This is a genomic window from Streptomyces sp. NPDC059499, assembly GCF_042749285.1.
Taxonomy (GTDB): domain Bacteria; phylum Actinomycetota; class Actinomycetes; order Streptomycetales; family Streptomycetaceae; genus Streptomyces.
The window spans coordinates 361,463-379,016 of the sequence record NZ_JBHYTT010000003.1; the positions used below are offsets into that span (position 1 = coordinate 361,463).

14 protein-coding genes are annotated in these 17,554 nt (G+C 69.9%); 6 read left to right on the forward strand and 8 right to left on the reverse strand.

The window, feature by feature from the left end:
* Positions 1-171: 171 nt before the first annotated feature.
* On the forward strand, positions 172-363 hold the full coding sequence (locus ACFW9O_RS10355; RefSeq protein ID WP_351171406.1) for a MerR family transcriptional regulator: 192 nt from the start codon (positions 172-174) through the stop codon (positions 361-363).
* A gap of 4 nt (positions 364-367) precedes the next feature.
* Here ACFW9O_RS10355 and ACFW9O_RS10360 read toward each other — a convergent pair whose 3' ends face one another.
* Positions 368-1,420 carry a zinc-dependent alcohol dehydrogenase family protein gene (locus tag ACFW9O_RS10360; protein ID WP_384607225.1) on the reverse strand — a complete coding sequence of 351 codons (1,053 nt, stop codon included), beginning with the start codon at positions 1,418-1,420 and terminating at the stop codon, positions 368-370.
* 45 nt (positions 1,421-1,465) lie between these two features.
* A complete protein-coding gene (locus ACFW9O_RS10365; protein WP_384607227.1) occupies positions 1,466-3,751 on the reverse strand; it encodes an MMPL family transporter in 2,286 nt (761 codons plus the stop codon).
* Positions 3,752-3,903: 152 nt separating this feature from the next.
* On the opposite strand from ACFW9O_RS10365, the gene ACFW9O_RS10370 reads away from it, so the two are divergent.
* From ACFW9O_RS10370 to ACFW9O_RS10380, 3 genes are all read left to right on the forward strand, one after another.
* Complete coding sequence (locus tag ACFW9O_RS10370; RefSeq protein ID WP_384607229.1) at positions 3,904-4,614, forward strand: TetR family transcriptional regulator; 711 nt, start codon at positions 3,904-3,906, stop codon at positions 4,612-4,614.
* An 88-nt stretch (positions 4,615-4,702) separates the two neighbouring features.
* The gene (locus tag ACFW9O_RS10375; protein WP_384607232.1) at positions 4,703-5,008 is read left to right on the forward strand and encodes a heavy-metal-associated domain-containing protein; all 306 of its coding nucleotides are present in this window, start codon (positions 4,703-4,705) and stop codon (positions 5,006-5,008) included.
* A 154-nt stretch (positions 5,009-5,162) separates the two neighbouring features.
* Positions 5,163-7,571, forward strand: a complete 2,409-nt coding sequence (locus ACFW9O_RS10380; RefSeq protein WP_384607235.1) for a heavy metal translocating P-type ATPase — start codon at positions 5,163-5,165, stop codon at positions 7,569-7,571.
* Between the two features lie 645 nt (positions 7,572-8,216).
* On the opposite strand, the gene ACFW9O_RS10385 is transcribed toward ACFW9O_RS10380, so the two are convergent.
* Complete coding sequence (locus ACFW9O_RS10385; protein WP_351171389.1) at positions 8,217-9,506, reverse strand: citrate synthase; 1,290 nt, start codon at positions 9,504-9,506, stop codon at positions 8,217-8,219.
* A 197-nt stretch (positions 9,507-9,703) separates the two neighbouring features.
* Positions 9,704-11,935: an ATP-dependent RecD-like DNA helicase gene (locus ACFW9O_RS10390; RefSeq protein ID WP_351171386.1), complete on the reverse strand. Its 2,232-nt coding sequence runs from the start codon at positions 11,933-11,935 to the stop codon at positions 9,704-9,706.
* Between the two features lie 115 nt (positions 11,936-12,050).
* On the opposite strand from ACFW9O_RS10390, the gene ACFW9O_RS10395 reads away from it, so the two are divergent.
* Both ACFW9O_RS10395 and ACFW9O_RS10400 read left to right on the forward strand, forming a co-directional pair.
* A complete protein-coding gene (locus ACFW9O_RS10395) occupies positions 12,051-12,554 on the forward strand; it encodes a DUF6584 family protein (RefSeq protein ID WP_384607239.1) in 504 nt (167 codons plus the stop codon).
* A gap of 243 nt (positions 12,555-12,797) precedes the next feature.
* Positions 12,798-13,523, forward strand: coding sequence for a class I SAM-dependent methyltransferase (locus tag ACFW9O_RS10400; protein ID WP_384607242.1), 726 nt, complete (start codon positions 12,798-12,800; stop codon positions 13,521-13,523).
* Positions 13,524-13,554: 31 nt separating this feature from the next.
* Here the strand turns inward: ACFW9O_RS10400 and ACFW9O_RS10405 are convergent, their stop codons facing one another.
* The 4 genes from ACFW9O_RS10405 to ACFW9O_RS10420 all read right to left on the reverse strand — a co-directional run bounded on the left by ACFW9O_RS10405 (position 13,555) and on the right by ACFW9O_RS10420 (position 17,491).
* Positions 13,555-14,106 (reverse strand): hypothetical protein, encoded by a 552-nt coding sequence (locus ACFW9O_RS10405; protein ID WP_384607245.1) that lies wholly within the window; start codon positions 14,104-14,106, stop codon positions 13,555-13,557.
* Positions 14,107-14,370: 264 nt separating this feature from the next.
* Positions 14,371-15,204, reverse strand: a complete 834-nt coding sequence (locus ACFW9O_RS10410; protein WP_351171374.1) for a sugar phosphate isomerase/epimerase family protein — start codon at positions 15,202-15,204, stop codon at positions 14,371-14,373.
* The gene (locus tag ACFW9O_RS10415; RefSeq protein ID WP_384607248.1) at positions 15,201-16,343 is read right to left on the reverse strand and encodes a dihydrodipicolinate synthase family protein; all 1,143 of its coding nucleotides are present in this window, start codon (positions 16,341-16,343) and stop codon (positions 15,201-15,203) included. The genes ACFW9O_RS10410 and ACFW9O_RS10415 overlap by 4 nt, the downstream gene beginning before the upstream one ends.
* Entirely contained in the window at positions 16,340-17,491 is a 1,152-nt protein-coding gene (locus ACFW9O_RS10420) for a Gfo/Idh/MocA family protein (protein WP_384607251.1), read from the reverse strand. The genes ACFW9O_RS10415 and ACFW9O_RS10420 overlap by 4 nt, the downstream gene beginning before the upstream one ends.
* Positions 17,492-17,554: the final 63 nt, after the last annotated feature.

Here is a 17,554-nt window from a genome sequence, read left to right on the forward strand (position 1 = left end):
TCCGTTCCGCAGGGTTTGCGTCACAGGCGCGCGACGCCCCCTGCCCAGCCCGTCGGCCCGTCGTTGGGCGGTACAGAGGCTGAGTGGTCGTCAGCGTGCGCACCGGGGCTCCCCCGACGGTCCCCGCCGCCGCCGCGGTGCGTAGTACGGAGGTACAGAGAGGTGTCATTCATGACGGACAGAAGGCTCTGGTCGTACAAGGACATTGCCGCGCACATCCGGGTCCAGCCCGACACCATCCGCTCGTACCGCAAACACGGACTCCTTCCCCCGCCCGACGATGTCCAGCACGGAAAGCCCTACTGGTACGTGGACACGGTCCTCGCCTGGATCGCCTCCCGCCCCAGCAACCGGGGCCGCTGAGACCTCACTCCCGCTGTGCCGGTTCGATGATCGTCACGCCCGCCCCCGGCGCTCCGCCCATGGCGGCCAGCGCCGCAGGGGCGGCGTCCAGAGAGATGGTGGAGGTCACCAGCAGGTCGGGGCGCAGGGTGCCCGCGCGGACCATGTCCATCATGGGCGGGTAGTCGTGCGCGGCCATGCCGTGGCTGCCGAGGATCTCCAGCTCCAGACCGATGACCCGCGCCATGGGAACGACCGGGTCTCCGGCTGCCGACGGCAGCAGCCCGACCTGGACGTGGCGGCCCTGCCTGCGCAGGCTCCGTACCGACGCCGCACAGGTGACCGGGGACCCCAGCGCATCGAGCGACAGATGCGCGCCGCCGCCGGTCAGTTCGCGTACCACCTCGTCCGCGCCGACGGGGTACGCGGAGGCGTCCACGCACTCCGCCGCACCGAATGCCCGCGCCAGCTCGAGGGCGTGTGACGAGACGTCGACGGCCACGACCCTGGCCCCGCACGCCACCGCGATCATCACGGCCGACAGCCCGACCCCGCCGCATCCGTGCACGGCGACCCACTCCCCCGGTGAGACCCGGCCCTGGCCGACCACGGCCCGGAACGCCGTGGCGAACCGGCATCCGAGCCCCGCCGCCGTGCCGAACGGCATGCCCTCGGGCACGGCGACGAGATTGACGTCGGCCTGCTCCAGCGCCACGTACTCGGCGAACGATCCCCAGTGGCTGAAGCCCGGCTGGGTCTGCCTTTCGCAGACCTGCTGGGCGCCGGCCGCGCAGGCGGCGCAGTGGCCGCAGGCGCAGACGAAGGGAACGGTGACCCGGTCGCCCGGGCGCCAGTTGTACACACCGGAGCCCACCGCCTCCACCACCCCGGCCAGTTCGTGGCCGGGGACATGAGGGAGGGCGATGTCCGGGTCATGACCCATCCAGCCGTGCCAGTCGCTCCGGCACAGCCCGGTGGCCCCGACCCGGACCACGACTCCCCCGGCGGAGGGTGCGGGATCCGGGAGGTCCTGGACACGGGCCTCCTGTCCGAACTCCTCGAACACCACTGCCCGCATCGGCCCCGCCTTTCGCTCGTGCCCCACCTGCTGGGTCCGGCGAATCTACGCTTCGACGGTGACCTTGTCCCGCTCCTCGTCCCCCGCCCGGGATGTCCCGGATATCTCCTCGGCGGCCAGGTCCTGGGCCGGGGGCCGTGCGGACTCCCCCTCGCTCAGCCCGAACCTCCGGTGGAAGGCGCGCAGCGGCGCGGGTGCCCACCAGGTGACCCGGCCCATCAGCTTCATGACCGCGGGCACCAGGAGGCTGCGCACCACCATGGCGTCCATCAGCACGGCCAGCGCGATACCGAGCCCGAGCATCTTGGTGTTGGTCACCCGCGAGGTACCGATGGCCACCATCACCACTGCCAGGATCACCGCGGCGGCGGTGATCAGCCCGCCCGTGTGCCGCAGTCCGAACGTCACCGAGTGCTCGTGGTCGCCGGTGCGGTCGTACTCCTCCTTGATCCGGGAGAGCAGGAACACGCCGTAGTCCATGGAGAGACCGAAGGCGACGCAGAACATGAGCACGGGCAGGGTCGTCTCTATGTCACCGGTGCTGGTGAAGGAGAGCAGGCCGGACAGATTCCCGTCCTGGAAGACCCAGACCACCGCTCCGAACATCGCGGTCAGGCTCAGGGCGTTGAGCACCACCGCCTGGATCGGTATCAGCACGCTGCCGGTGAGCAGGAAGACCAGCAGCAGGGTCACCACGACGATGATCCCCACCGCCCAGGGCAGCCGGTCGGCGATGGCGTCCTTGGAGTCGACCAGGACAGCCGCCGTGCCGGTCACCGAGGTGTCGAAGGGGGCGGGTTCGGCCCGGAGATCCTGGACGAGCTGCTGGGCGCCCTGCCCGACGGACTCCCCGTCGGGAAGCACGGCGAAGTACGCGGACCCGTCTCCCGTGACCGGGCCGTCCACACGCTGCACTCCGGGGAGCGCGGCGATCCTGGTACGGAATTCGGCGTACTGGGCGGGCGTCGCCGCGCCTTCGGCGAGCACTTCGAGGCCGCCGCCCGGACTGCCTGGGAAGCCCTCCCGTATGTGCTCCTGCACGACACGGGACTCGGCGCTCGTGGGCAGCTGACGGTCGTCCGCCGTACCGAACTTCACTCCGAGGAACGGCAGCCCCAGAAGGACGAGCCCTACCGTGGTGACGACGGCGAAGACCGGAGCCCGGCGCATCACCAGCAGCGCGAAGCGTCCCCATCCCGCACCGGAGCCGTCGGGGACACCGCCCGCCGTGTCTGCCGCGCCCGGCCGGGAATGCTCGTCCCTGGCGCGGCGCCGCAGCAGCCGGCGAAGGTCGAGCGAGTTGACCCGGGGCCCGAGCAGCATCAGCGCGGCCGGCAGCAGAATCAGGGCAGCGGCCGCGGCCAGCAGCACCACGGCGATGCCCGCATAGGCGAAGGAACGCAGGAAGTACTGCGGGAAGACCATCATCGCCGCCAGCGACACCGCCACCGTCAGCGCGGAGAAGAGCACCGTGCGCCCCGCTGTGCGCAGCGTGGTGCCGATGGCCGTACGGGTGTCCGCCCCTGCGGCCAGCTCCTCGCGGAAGCGGCGCACGATGAACAGGGCGTAGTCGATGGCCAGTCCGAGGCCGAGAGCCGTGGTGAGGTTCTGGGCGAATACCGAGACGTCGGTGAACTCGGTGATGCCTCGCAGCACCGCGTTGGTTCCCAGGATCGCGACGATTCCGACAGCGAGCGGCAGCAGGGCGGCGATCGCGCTGCCGAAGACCATGACCAGCAGCACCAGCGTGACCGGCAGAGCGATGAGCTCGGCCCTCAGCAGGTCGTCCTGGATGATCGTCTGCATTTCGTGCCGCACTGCGACGGGCCCGCCGACGGAGACCTCCACCGGGCCGTGCACACCCCGGAAGGAGGGAGCTATGCGGTCGAGGATCTCGCCGGCGGCCTTCTCGTCACCCTCGATCCGCGCGGCCACGATCGCTTCGTGGCCGTCCTCGGAGCGCAGAGCGGGGGACGTGCTCTGCCAGTACGAGCCGACGCCCGTGATCCCCTCCTCCTCGGCCAGCCTCTCGGTGATCCGGGCAGCCTCCGCGGCCACCGCGGGATCGTCGACCGAGGCGCTTCCGCTGTCGATGAGGAGCAGCAGGTTGGGCTGCGAAGCGGGGAACTCGCGCTCCAGCACCTTGGTCGTGTAGGTCGACTCGGCGTCGGGGTCCTCCCAGCCGCCGCTGCCCATCCGGTCGGCCACACCGCTTCCCGCGAACACGGCGAGCGCCGTGATGACCAGGGCGGCCAGCAGCGCCAGCCGTGGTCGTGCGGTGACGAAGCGGGTCCAGCCCCCGACACGCTCCGAGCTGTTGACTTCGGACATGGTGCGGTGTCCCCTTCACCCAGACCCGGGCAGCACAGGGCAGCACGGGTCAGTCATTGCCACTTACACTGGCAAACACGAGTCAGCGCTCGCGTTATCCAAGAATGCGAGCGGGTGCTCGCGTTTGTCAACCGCGTCTTGAGAGCTGGGGATTGACCGTGTCGGAGGCCAAGGCCGGAGAGGCCACCTCGCCCGCGCAGAGCGCCAAGGAAGCCGGGACCGCCCGGCCGCGCCGCCGCCAGGCACGCGGCGAGGCCCGCATCGCCCAGCTGCTCGACGCCGCCGCCAGCGTGTTCTGCACCAGCGGCTACTACGGGGCCAGCACGAACGCCATCGCGCGCGAGGCCGGCGTATCGCCCGGCACCCTCTACCAGTTCTTCCCCAACAAGGAGGCCATCGCCGTCGAGCTCGGCGACCGGCTCATGGACCGCTGGCGGGAGACGTACGGCGCCGCGTTCGTCCCCAGCCACATGGAGCTCCCCCTGGACCGGATGCTGGACGCGATCCTCGACCCGCTGATCGCCTTCAACTGCGAGAACCCGGCGTTCGCCGTCCTCACCCACGGCTCCGAGATCCCCGGCGTGATCACCCAGGAGCACGACATCCTGCACGCGACGATGGCCACCAGGGTCGAGCAGCTCATCGGCTCCTACCTCCCGGAGCTCCAGGCCGACCAGGTCACCCGAATCGCCGCCATGTCCTTCATCCTCTTCAAGGCCGGACTTGACCTGATCATGTCCCACGAGGGTGACGAACGGGAGGCGTACATCAGGGAGTTGAAGACGGTGATGTACCGCTACCTGGATCCACTGGTCTGCGAGGGGCCCACAGGGGTGGCCTCGCGCGAATTTGATACCCCCTAGGGGTATAGTGAGGGACGGGTGGGGTGAACCGGCCTTCCGGTGTCCCCTCACGCCACGTCCATGTGTGCTCGCGAAAGAGGAGAACGTCATGACCGCCGAGACCGAGACCCCCCGGACCGCCGGCTCCTGCTGCTCGTCCACCGGTTCCTGCCAGGACGGGGCGGCCGACGTCCAGGTGGGCGGCGTCACCACCGTGTACGAGGTGAAGGGCATGACCTGCGGTCACTGCGAGGGGGCCGTGTCCGAGGAGATCTCCGGGATCGATGGGGTCAGCTCGGTGAAGGCCGAGGCCTCCACCGGCCGGGTGACCGTCGCCTCGAAAGCCCCGCTGGCCGAGGACGCGGTGCGCGCCGCCGTCGACGAGGCGGGTTACGAGCTCGTGGGCCTCGCCTGAGCGGTCCCGGGCCCGAGCGGCCTGCGGCATCCTTGGAACAGGTCCTCCACCGGACCCGCACCACGCACCACTTTTCCCTCGGGCCGATTCCCTCACCAGATGCGGCAGATACTGGTAGGGAGCGGCCCGACCTGCTTTACCCAGGAGTCCGGACATGGCCAGCACCACAGCAGCCGCGGCCCCGGCCGCGGAGACCTCCGAGGCCGAGCTCACGATCGGCGGGATGACCTGCGCCTCCTGCGCGGCCCGCGTCGAGAAGAAGCTCAACCGGATGGACGGTGTCACCGCCACGGTCAACTACGCGACGGAGAAGGCCCGCGTCTCCTTCGGCGCCGGAACCGCGCTCGACGACCTCGTCGCCACGGTCGAGAGGACGGGCTACACGGCACAGCCCGTACCCCGCCCGGCCCCCGACCCGTCTCCGGCCACCCCCGGCTCCCGTGACGGGGAAGCCGCGCAGGACGGGGAAGCCTCGCAGGTCGTGGAGACCTCGCACAGTGAGGAGACGTCGGCCGCCACGGGGGGCCAGGAATCCGGCGCGCCGGACCGGGAGCGCGAAGGCTCCCAGGACGTGGGCGACCGAACGGCCGCGGAAGCCCTCGCCGCACTCCGGCTGCGCCTGCTGGTGTCGGCGACGCTCGCCCTGCCGGTCGTCCTGATGGCCATGGTTCCCGCGCTCCAGTTCGACAACTGGCAGTGGCTCTCCCTCACTCTCGCCGCCCCGGTCGTCGTCTGGGGCGGCCTGCCCTTCCACCGCGCCACCTGGACCAACCTCCGGCACGGTGCCGCGACGATGGACACCCTGGTGTCGGTGGGCACTCTGGCGGCGTTCGGCTGGTCGGTGTGGGCGCTGTTCTTCGGCGACGCGGGCATGCCGGACATGCGGCACGGGTTCGATGCCACGGTCTCCCGCTCCGACCCCGCCTCCACGATCTATCTGGAGGTGGCGTCCGGGGTCATCGGGTTCATCCTGCTGGGCCGCTATCTGGAGGCACGGTCCAAGCGGGCGGCGGGCTCCGCCCTGCGCGCACTGATGCACCTGGGCGCGAAGGACGCGACAGTCCTGCGCGGGGGTACGGAGGTACGCGTCCCGGTCGGCCGGCTCGTCGTGGGCGACCGCTTCGTCGTCCGTCCCGGCGAGAAGATCGCCACGGACGGCACCGTCGTGGAGGGCTTCTCCGCCGTCGACGCCTCGATGCTCACCGGTGAGTCGGTGCCGGTGGACACCGCCACCGGCGACTCCGTGGCCGGAGCCACGCTCAATGTGTCCGGACGGCTCGTCGTCGAGGCCACCCGGGTCGGGGCCGACACCCAGCTGGCCCGGATCGCGAAGCTCGTCGAGGACGCCCAGAGCGGCAAGGCGGCGGCCCAGCGCCTCGCCGACCGGATCTCGGCGGTCTTCGTCCCCGTCGTCCTGCTGATCGCCCTGGGCACCCTCGTCGCCTGGCTGCTGGCCACCGACGACATCACCGCGTCGTTCACAGCCGCCGTCGCCGTCCTCATCATCGCCTGCCCCTGCGCCCTGGGACTCGCCACGCCCACCGCCCTCATGGTCGGCACCGGGCGCGGCGCCCAGCTCGGCATCCTCATCAAGGGCCCGGAAGTCCTGGAGACCACCCGCCGCGTGGACACGATCGTCCTCGACAAGACCGGGACCGTCACCACCGGCCGGATGGCCCTCGGGCGCGTCCACACCGCCGTCGGCACGACCGAGGCGGACGTCCTGCGCCTTGCGGGCGCCATCGAGCACGCGTCCGAACATCCCATCGCCCAGGCCATCGCCGCCGGAGCGGCCGACCGCACCGCGGCTCCCCTCCCCTCCCCCGATTCCTTCACCGCCGTCCCCGGACTCGGGGTACGCGGCACCGTCGAAGGACACCAGGTACTGGCGGGCCGCCCGAGACTGCTCACCGACGCCGGGATCGTGCTCACACCACCGCTGGCCGACGCCATGGCCGGGGCCGCGCGCCAGGGCCGTACGGCCGTCGCCGTCGCCTGGGACGGCGAGGCGCGGGGTGTCCTGGAGGTCGCCGACGCGGTGAAGGAGAGCAGCGCGGCGGCCGTCGCCGAGCTGCGCGCCCTGGGCCTCCGGCCGATTCTGCTGACCGGCGACAACCGTGCCGTCGCGGACGCCGTGGCACGCACGATCGGGATCGACGAGGTCCACGCGGAGGTCATGCCGCAGGACAAGGTGGAGCTCGTCCGGCGCCTCCAGGCCGAGGGCCGTTCGGTCGCCATGGTCGGTGACGGGGTCAACGACGCCGCCGCTCTCGCCGTGGCCGATCTGGGTCTGTCGATGGGTACCGGGACGGATGCGGCGATCGAGGCGAGCGACCTCACACTCGTTCGTGGAGATATTAAGGTGGCCGCTGACGCCATCCGGCTGTCACGGCGTACGCTGTCGACCATCAGAAGCAACCTCTTCTGGGCCTTCGGGTACAACGTTGCCGCGCTGCCTCTGGCTGCGTTCGGGCTGCTCAGCCCCATGATCGCGGGTGCGGCAATGGCGTTTTCGTCGGTCTTCGTCGTGACGAACAGTCTGCGGTTGCGCTCCTTCACGTAATTTCCACAAAGAGACTTAGATCACACCGATTCGAGGGTAACCATCTGATGGGTTGGTGAGTCTAAGAGTGCGATGCCAAGGATGTCTTGGGGGACGTCCGGTGGAGTGTCTTGGGGGACGCTCCTGGCAAGCGTTTGGCCGGGGCACGTGCACCGGGGAGCTTTGAGCGGCCCTCCCGTTCGTACGTACCCCGGCAGATCGCACAGCAGGACCGAACTGAATACGCACCACCAGCAAAACAACGGGAGCCTCGGCTCCCTTCAGACGCCCGGCCGGATCCCGTGGGGGGAATCCGCTCCGGGATATGGGAAGCGCCCTGTCCGTCGACCCGTGGGGGGATCGGCGGCGGGGCGTTTCTCGCACCCTGGCCACCCCGTGGCACCGCCCCGACCACCCCATGGCGCCGCCCTGACCACCCCCTGGCGCCAACCTGACCCCCGCATGTGCCGCCCTTGCCACGCCAAGGGGCCACCTCAAAACGCCCGCGGCAACCCATGGCCGCGCCCCCCGGCAGCCCCGCGGCGGAGCCCCCGGAACGCCGAATCGCCCCGGACACCGCGCTCTGAATCAGCGAGCGCGGTACGCGGGGCGAAGGCAGTCGGCCAGTACGGCCGGGTACTACAGCGTTTGGTACGGGAGTCGGCTTCAGCGACTCTCGACCGGGACGAAGTCGCGCAGGACCTCGCCGGTGTAGATCTGGCGCGGGCGGCCGATACGCGATCCCGGCTCCTTGATCATCTCGTGCCACTGGGCGATCCAGCCGGGGAGCCGGCCGATCGCGAAGAGCACGGTGAACATCTCGCTCGGGAAGCCCATGGCCCGGTAGATCAGACCCGTGTAGAAGTCCACGTTGGGGTAGAGGTTGCGCGAGACGAAGTACTCGTCGGAGAGCGCGTGCTCCTCGAGCTTGAGCGCGATGTCGAGCAGCTCGTCGGACTTGCCGAGCGAGGAGAGCACGTCGTGCGCCGCGGCCTTGATGATCGTGGCGCGCGGGTCGAAGGACTTGTAGACGCGGTGGCCGAAGCCCATCAGCCGGACGCCGTCCTCCTTGTTCTTCACCTTGCGGATGAAGGAGTCGACGTCGCCGCCGTTGGCCTGGATGCCCTCGAGCATCTCCAGCACCGACTGGTTGGCGCCACCGTGCAGCGGACCCCACAGGGCCGAGATGCCGGCGGAGATCGAGGCGAACATGTTCGCCTGCGAGGAGCCGACCAGACGCACGGTGGAGGTCGAACAGTTCTGCTCGTGGTCCGCGTGCAGGATGAGCAGCTTCTCCAGCGCCGAGACGACGACCGGGTCCGGCACGTACTCCTGGGCGGGGACCGAGAAGGTCATGCGCAGGAAGTTCTCGACGTAGCCGAGGTCGTTGCGCGGGTAGACGAACGGGTGACCGATCGACTTCTTGTACGCGTACGCCGCGATCGTCGGGAGCTTGGCCAGCAGCCGGATCGTCGAGAGGTGGCGCTGCTCCTCGTCGAACGGGTTGTGGCTGTCCTGGTAGAACGTGGACAGCGCGCTGACGACCGAGGACAGCATGGCCATCGGGTGGGCGTCGCGCGGGAAGCCGTCGAAGAACCGCTTGACGTCCTCGTGCAGCAGCGTGTGCTGGGTGATCTCGTTCTTGAAGGCCGACAGCTCGTCGACCTTCGGAAGCTCACCGTTGATCAGCGTGTAGGCGACCTCGATGAACGTCGAGCTCTCCGCGAGCTGCTCGATCGGGTATCCGCGGTACCGCAGGATGCCCTGCTCGCCGTCGAGGTAGGTGATGGCGGATTTATACGCGGCCGTATTGCCGTATCCGCTGTCCAACGTGACCAGGCCCGTATTGGCCCGGAGCTTCCCGATGTCGAAGCCCTTGTCGCCGACGGTGCTGTCGATCACCGGGTAGGTGTACTCGTCATCGCCGTACCGCAGTACTACAGAGTTGTCGCTCACGTCATCCCTCACCGACGTAGTGCCTCTTCTTCGAGGTGCCCTGACTGTCTCCACCCTCCCCCATTTGGCTCAGGAGAGTGCACTCGGGGTCGTCCATTGGACCTACTGGCGGCACTGAGTGCCGCCAACTTACTCATCCTGCCCCCTGGAATCCGGTTCCGGAAGGCCTCCGTGATGTTTCCCACCGTTTTGATCGATCATTTTTCCGCGAAGTCTGCGACCGGCGCACCGCGGAGCCGGAAATCCAGCCCCGTACAGCGTCTGCCTGCGGAAACCGTGCGGACCGCCTGACCGATGGCCTTGCGTGAACCGACCAGTACGACAAGCTTCTTGGCCCGTGTCACCGCCGTGTACAGCAGATTCCTCTGCAGCATCATCCAGGCACTGGTGGTCACGGGGATGACGACCGCCGGATACTCGCTGCCCTGGGAGCGGTGGATCGTCATCGCGTAGGCGTGGGCGAGCTCGTCGAGCTCATCGAAATCGTACGGAATCTCCTCGTCCTCGTCCGTGAGGACCGTCAGCTTCTGCTCGTCGACGTCGAGGGCGGTGACGACGCCGACCGTGCCGTTGAAGACGCCGTTCTCCCCCTTGTCGTAGTTGTTGCGGATCTGGGTGACCTTGTCGCCGACCCGGAAGACCCGGCCACCGAACCGCTTCTCGGGCAGATCGGGGCGGCCGGGCGTGATGGCCTGCTGGAGCAGTCCGTTGAGATGGCCCGCTCCCGCCGGGCCGCGGTGCATCGGGGCGAGGACCTGCACGTCACGGCGGGGATTCAGGCCGAACTTGGCGGGGATACGGCGGGCCGCGACGTCCACGGCGAGCACCCCGGCGTCCTCCGTCTCGTCCTCCACGAAGAGGAAGAAGTCGCTCAGGCCCTCGGTCAGCGGGGGCACTCCCGAATTGATCCGGTGGGCGTTGGTGACGACGCCGGACTGCTGCGCCTGACGGAAGATCGTGGTCAGGCGGACGGCCGGCACCGGGCCGCCCTCGGCGAGCAGATCCCGCAGCACCTCCCCCGCGCCGACCGAGGGCAGCTGGTCGACATCGCCCACCAGCAGGAGATGGGCACCGGGTGCCACCGCCTTCACGAGCTTGTTGGCCAGCAGCAGATCGAGCATCGACGCCTCGTCGACGACGACCAGATCGGCGTCCAGCGGCCGGTCACGGTCGTACGCGGCGTCCCCGCCCGGCTTCAGCTCCAGCAACCGGTGCACGGTGGACGCCTCGGCACCGGTCAGCTCCGAGAGCCGCTTCGCCGCCCGCCCGGTGGGTGCGGCCAGCACCACCTTCGCCTTCTTGGCGCGGGCCAGCTCGACGACGGACCGGACCGTGAACGACTTGCCGCAGCCGGGACCGCCGGTGAGGACGGCCACCTTCCGGCTGAGCGCGAGCCGGACGGCCGCCTCCTGCTCGGGTGCCAGAGTTGCCCCCGTGCGCTGCGCGAGCCAGGCGAGGGCCTTCTCCCAGTCCACGTCCTGGAAGGCCGGCATACGGTCCTCCGGTGTACGCAGCAGGCGCTGCACCTGGGCGGCGAGCGAGATCTCGGCCCGGTGGAAGGGCACCAGGTACACGGCGGTGACGGGCACCCCGTCCTCGGGGCCCGGCACCTTCTCCCGTACGACGCCCTCCGGGTCCTCGGCGAGCTCGGCGAGGCAGTCGATGACGAGCCCCGTGTCCACCTGGAGGAGCTTCACCCCGTCCGCGATGAGCCGCTCCTCGGGCAGGAAGCAGTGCCCCTGGTCGGTGGACTGCGACAGCGCGTACTGGAGTCCGGCCTTGACCCGCTCCGGACTGTCGTGCGGAATGCCGACGGCCTGGGCGATGCGGTCGGCGGTGAGGAAACCGATGCCCCAGACGTCGGCGGCCAGCCGGTAGGGCTGGTTCTTGACGACGGAGATCGAGGCGTCCCCGTACTTCTTGTAGATGCGGACGGCGATGGAGGTCGAGACGCCCACGGTCTGCAGGAAGACCATGACCTCCTTGATCGCCTTCTGTTCCTCCCAGGCCGCGGCGATCATCTTCGTCCGCTTCGGACCGAGACCGGGCACCTCGACGAGCCTCTTGGGCTGCTGCTCGATGATGTCCAGGGTGTCGACGCCGAAGTGCGTGGTGATGCGGTCGGCCATCACCGGTCCGATGCCCTTGATCAGACCGGAGCCGAGGTAGCGGCGGATGCCCTGGATCGTGGCGGGGAGGATCGTCGTGTAGTTCTCGACGGTGAACTGTTTCCCGAACTGCGGATGGGAGCCCCAACGGCCCTCCATGCGCAGTGATTCGCCGGGCTGCGCGCCGAGCAGCGAACCGACGACGGTGAGCAGGTCGTTGGCTCCGCGCCCGGTGTCGACGCGCGCGACGGTGTACCCGTTCTCCTCGTTGGCGTACGTGATCCTCTCCAGGACACCTTCGAGGACAGCCATGTTGGACATACGACGACGTTACCGGTCGGCGCCGACAGCCGGACGGGCCGGAGGCCTTCCTGCGGGCGGACGGAGGAGGGGGTGGCCGTTCGGCGGACCGCGCCCGGTGGCCGATGATGTGCGCATGGCACTGATCGACACCCTGGCGCGCGCGGACGCCGACCTCGCCGCCGGACGCATACCCATGGCCCGCACCCGGCTTCGCGGGCTTGTCCAGGCCTACCCCGCGAGCGCGGAGGTGCGCCGGCGTCTGGCGGAGATCTACCGGCTGTACGGAGAACCGGCGCAGGCCGGACGGTGGATGTACCTGGAGGAGGACCGCGATCCGGTGGAGACGGCCGCCTTCGAGGACAGGTACACCCTGCCTGCCCGCCGCATGCGCGCACTGGCCTGGCGAGGGCATGAGTCGCTGGCCGGATCCGCCTTCGCCGAAGCGCAGTTGACCGCTGTCCGTACCGCCTGCGCGGAGTCGCTGGGCCGGGCCGTCGACTGGGACACCTTCACCGGCGAGGAGGAGGAGCCGGATACGGGCGGCGTGCGCCGTTTCGCGGGGTGTGCGGGGACGTTCCTCCTCGTGGCCGCCTTCGTGGCGATCTGGGTGAACGGGCTGATCGACCTGTTCGACTGAGCCGGGCGCGGTCGGCCCGGCAACGGTGAACCGGTCGAGAAACACCTCCGGGCGTCCCTTCCAGCGCCCCGTCCAGGCCCGCAGGCGGGCCTCTCGGAGCGCACCCGCTCCTTCCGTACCCCTGCCTCCCGACCCCCTCGCGAAAGGCGCGCAGCCGCCCGCCCTGACTCACCATAAAGTGGCTCTGACCTGGAGTGATGCAGCAAATCCGCCTAGAATGAGGGCCTCTGGAAGGGGGTCCGGATGGACCGGAACGTACGCTCGGTGGACGACGTACTGAAGCTCATGGACAGCCTGTTCGCACCGGGGGCAGACCGGTGGACCGGCGGGGCGGGTTCATGGTGGGACGGGTTCTACGCGGACCGGTCGAAGCCCGTTCCGTTCTTCGTGGCGAAGCCGGACGAGAACCTCGTCTCGTACCTCGACCGGGGCCTGATCGCCCCGGGCCGGGCGCTCGACCTCGGCTGCGGGCCGGGGCGCAACGCGCTGCACCTCGCCTCGCGGGGCTTCGAGGTGGACGCGGTCGATCTGTCGCCCGAGGCCATCGCCTGGGCCGAGGAGCGGGCCCGCGAGGCCGGGGCGGACATCCGCTTCCACCGCGGCGACGCCTTCGCGGAGGACGCACCGGCCGGGCCGTACGACCTCGTCCACGACTCCGGCTGCTTCCACCACCTGCCGCCCCACCGCCGCGTCAGTTACCTCGCGTTCGTGGACCGTGTCCTCGCCCCCGGTGGGCACCTGTCCCTCAGCTGCTTCGCCTCGGGTGCGATGGGCTCCGAGCTGCCTGACGCGGACTTCTACCGTGAGGCGGGACTCCAGGGCGGACTCGCCTACTCGCCGGAGTCGCTGCGCTGGATCTTCTCCGAACTGACGGAGGTCGAACTGCGCCGGATGCGGGACGAACCGGCCGACTCCCCCTGTTTCGGCGAGGAGTTCCTCTGGACCGCACTGTTCAGGAAGGCCGGTTAGGTCTTCCGCCGCGAACCGGCCACGCGCCCACTCAGAAGAGCGTCAGCCCCAGATGTTCGTGGAGCGCCTCGCTCTGCGCGGGCGTGGCCAGCACGATGACGTTGTCGTGGATGGAGCCCGGCTCCCGTGCGAAGTCGACGTTGTGCCATGACCGGGGGTCGTCGTCGTGGGCGGTTTCCCTGATGGCCAGGTAGGCCGTCTCGTGGTCGTAGTAGTCCTCCGAGAAGTGCTCGGCCACGAGGGAGACGAGCGTGCCGTTCCTCTCGAACTCCAGAAGATCGCAGCGGCCGCCGTCCTCGAATCCGCCTTCGCCCTTGACGATCCGGACGTCGGTGACGGTGACTCTGCCGCCGGCGATCTCGGCGGCGGCTGCCAGCAGGGGTGCGTAGTCCTCGTAGATGGAGTCGATGTCGTCGACGTGCACCGAGACCGCCGCACCGAATTCCACCAGGGCACCGGCCGCCTCGTGGGGGGCCAGCTTCTTGTCCGCGTGGGCGGCGAGTCCTTCGAGGACGCTGTGCGCCTTCTCCGCGGACACCATGCCGGTCTCGCGGAGGAGCGCGCCGACACTCCTGTAGGTCATGAATGAATCCTTCGCCATTCCGGCGATCCTGCCAGACCGGCGACGGGCTCCGCCGCGGCGCCGGCGTTCCGGGAAGCCGCGTCCCGGAAAAGCGGAATGGGGTCCGGCCACAAGGCCGGACCCCCCTCGCTGTCCCCCTCCGTCGGGTCTTCCCGATCCCCCCGGATCCCTCCCCGGAAGTCCCGACGCTGAGTACGACCGGGGAAGGCGGGCAAAGGTTGCACGCCTTGACGTTCTCTTTACCAAAGTCCGCCGGACACGCTCTCAGCAGGCATGTTCCAGGTAGCGGGACGCGACCTCGGCCAGTACCTCGGCGCCGTCACGCGCCCACAGGTCCTCGTTGAAGATCTCGACCTCGATCGGGCCGTCGAAGCCGGTGGCCTCGACCTGACGGCGCATGGTCCTGAAGTCCACGCACCCGTCGCCCAGTTGGCCCCGGCCCACCAGGACGCCCGCCGGAAGCGGCGTGATCCAGTCGGCCAGCTGGAAGGAGTGGATCCGGCCGCCCGCGCCCGCCCGGGCGATCTGCGCGGGAGCCTGGTCGTCCCACCAGATGTGGTACGCGTCGACGACCACGCCGACCTGCTCGGCCGGGAAGCGCTCCGCGAGGTCGAGGGCCTGGGACAGGGTGGAGACGACGCAGCGGTCCGAGGCGAACATCGGGTGGAGCGGCTCGATCGCCAGACGTACACCCCGCTCCTGCGCGTACGGGCCCAACTCGCCCAGGGCGTCGGCGATCCGCTCCCGGGCGGCGTACAGGTCCCTCTCGCCGGACGGGAGTCCGCCGGAGACCAGGACCAGGGTGTCGGTGGACAGGGCCGCGGCCTCGTCGACCGCCGCCCGGTTGTCGTCCAGGGCGCGGGCCCGCTCGGCGGGGTCGACCGCGGTGAGGAAGCCGCCCCGGCAGAGGCTGGTGACGGTGAGGCCCGCGTCCTTCACCAGTTGCGCGGCGCGCTCGACCCCGTATTCCTGTACGGGCGCCCGCCACAGGCCGACCTGTCCGATGCCCGCCTTGACGCAGCCCTCGGTGAGCTCGGGCAGGGACCACTGCTTGATGGTCTCCTGGTTGATGGAGAGGCGGGAAAGGGCGGTGCTCATCGTGCTCCTCCGTGGACGGCCAGCAAGGCGCGCATCCGGGTCTCGGCCAGTTCCGGGTCGGGGAACAGGCCGAGCCGGTCGGCGAGTTCGTACGCGGTCGCCAGGTGCGGCAGCGAGCGTGCGGACTGCAGGCCGCCGACCATCGTGAAGTGGTCCTGGTGGCCCGCCAGCCAGGCGAGGAAAACAACGCCCGTCTTGTAGTACCGGGTCGGGGTCTCGAAGAGGTGGCGGGACAGCTCGACCGTCGGGTCGAGGAGGGCGCGGAAGCCCTCGACGTCCCCGGTGTCCAGGACCCGTACCGCATGGGCGGCGAGCGGGCCCAGCGGGTCGAAGATGCCGAGCAGCGCGTGGCTGAAGCCCCGGTCGTCCCCGGCGATCAGCTCGGGGTAGTTGAAGTCGTCGCCGGTGTAACAGCGCACCCCGCCGGGAAGGCGGCGCCGGACGTCGATCTCGCGCTCGGCGTCCAGGAGCGAGATCTTGATGCCGTCGACCTTGTCCGGATGTTCCGCGATGACCTTCAGGAAGGTGTCCGTGGCGGCGTCGAGGTCCGTGGAGCCCCAGTAGCCCTCCAGCGCGGGGTCGAACATCGGGCCGAGCCAGTGCAGGACGACCGGTTCCGTGGCCTGGCGCAGGAGATGGGCGTACGTCTCCAGGTAGTCCTCGGGGCCGTTCGCCGCGGCGGCGAGGGCGCGGGAGGCCATCAGGATGGCCTGGGCTCCGCTCTCCTCGACGAGGGCCAGTTGCTCCTCGTACGCCGCACGCACCTCTGCGAGCGTCGCGGGGCCGGTGAGCTGGTCGGTGCCGACACCGCAGGCGATCCTGCCGCCGACGGACTTCGCCTCGGCGGAGGACCGGCGGATCAGTTCCGCCGCGCCCGCCCAGTCCAGGCCCATGCCGCGCTGCGCGGTGTCCATCGCTTCGGCGACGCCCAGGCCGTGCGACCACAGGTGGCGGCGGAAGGCGAGGGTGGCGTCCCAGTCGACGACGGCGGGAGCGTCGGGGCTGACGTCGGCGTACGGGTCCGCGACGACGTGGGCGGCCGAGAAGACCGTACGGGAGGCGAGCGCCGCACCGCCCGGTGCGAGGTCGAGCGGGGTGGTGCGGGGCTCGTACGGGCCCTGCGGGAGGTGGATGGTCACAGGTTCAGCTCCGGCACGTCGAAGCGGCGGCCCTCGGCGGAGGACTTGAGGCCGAGCTCGGCGAGCTGGACACCGCGGGCGCCGGCCATCAGGTCCCAGGTGTAGGGCTCGTCGAGGACGATGTGGCGCAGGAAGAGCTCCCACTGGGCCTTGAAGCCGTTGTCGAAGACGGCGTTGTCGGGGACGTCCTGCCACTGGTCGCGGAACGGCTCGGTGACCGGGAGGTCGGGGTTCCAGACCGGCTTCGGGGTGGCCGAGCGGTGCTGGACGCGGCAGTTGCGCAGTCCGGCGACGGCGGAGCCGTGGGTGCCGTCGACCTGGAACTCGACGAGCTCGTCGCGGTTGACGCGGACCGTCCAGGAGGAGTTGATCTGGGCGACGGCGCCGCTCGCCAGCTGGAAGGTGCCGTACGCGGCGTCGTCGGCGGTGGCGGCGTAGGGCTTGCCCTGCTCGTCCCAGCGCTGCGGAATGTGTGTCTGCACGTGCGCGGATACGCTCGTGACCTGGCCGAACAGCTCGTGGAGCACGTACTCCCAGTGCGGGAACATGTCGACGACGATGCCGCCGCCGTCCTCCGCGCGGTAGTTCCAGGACGGCCGCTGGGCCTCCTGCCAGTCGCCTTCGAACACCCAGTAGCCGAACTCGCCGCGCACGGAGAGGATCTCGCCGAAGAAGCCGCCGTCGATGAGGCGCTTCAGCTTCAGCAGGCCAGGCAGGAAGATCTTGTCCTGGACGACGCCGTGCTTGATCCCGGCGTCGCGGGCGAGGCGGGCCAGGTCCAGGGCGCCCTCGACGTCCGTGGCGGTGGGCTTCTCGGTGTAGATGTGCTTGCCGGCCGCGATGGCCTTCTTGATCGCCTCGACGCGGGCCGAGGTGACCTGGGCGTCGAAGTAGATGTCGATCGAGTCGTCGGCGAGTACCGCGTCCAGATCGGTCGACCACTCGGTCAGACCGTGCTGCGCGGCGAGTGCCTCCAGCGCGTGGGCGCGGCGGCCGACGAGGACGGGCTCGGGCCACAGCACCTCGCCGTCGCCGAGGTCGAGGCCGCCCTGCTCGCGGATCGCGAGGATCGAGCGCACCAGGTGCTGCCGGTATCCCATGCGACCCGTGACGCCGTTCATGGCGATGCGCACTGTCCTGCGTGTCACGAAGTTCCCTCCATAAAGCCGTAGCAAGCGCTTTCTATTTGGTATGACGCTAGCCTGCCGACA

Coding starts and splice junctions, on each gene's coding strand:
- ACFW9O_RS10380 (WP_384607235.1), top strand. CDS start 5,163: ATGGCCAGCACCACAGCAGCCGCGGCCCCGGCCGCGGAGACCTCCGAG.
- ACFW9O_RS10390 (WP_351171386.1), bottom strand. CDS start 11,935: ATGTCCAACATGGCTGTCCTCGAAGGTGTCCTGGAGAGGATCACGTAC.
- ACFW9O_RS10365 (WP_384607227.1), bottom strand. CDS start 3,751: ATGTCCGAAGTCAACAGCTCGGAGCGTGTCGGGGGCTGGACCCGCTTC.
- ACFW9O_RS10375 (WP_384607232.1), top strand. CDS start 4,703: ATGACCGCCGAGACCGAGACCCCCCGGACCGCCGGCTCCTGCTGCTCG.
- ACFW9O_RS10400 (WP_384607242.1), top strand. CDS start 12,798: ATGGACCGGAACGTACGCTCGGTGGACGACGTACTGAAGCTCATGGAC.
- ACFW9O_RS10360 (WP_384607225.1), bottom strand. CDS start 1,420: ATGCGGGCAGTGGTGTTCGAGGAGTTCGGACAGGAGGCCCGTGTCCAG.
- ACFW9O_RS10355 (WP_351171406.1), top strand. CDS start 172: ATGACGGACAGAAGGCTCTGGTCGTACAAGGACATTGCCGCGCACATC.
- ACFW9O_RS10410 (WP_351171374.1), bottom strand. CDS start 15,204: ATGAGCACCGCCCTTTCCCGCCTCTCCATCAACCAGGAGACCATCAAG.
- ACFW9O_RS10395 (WP_384607239.1), top strand. CDS start 12,051: ATGGCACTGATCGACACCCTGGCGCGCGCGGACGCCGACCTCGCCGCC.
- ACFW9O_RS10405 (WP_384607245.1), bottom strand. CDS start 14,106: ATGACCTACAGGAGTGTCGGCGCGCTCCTCCGCGAGACCGGCATGGTG.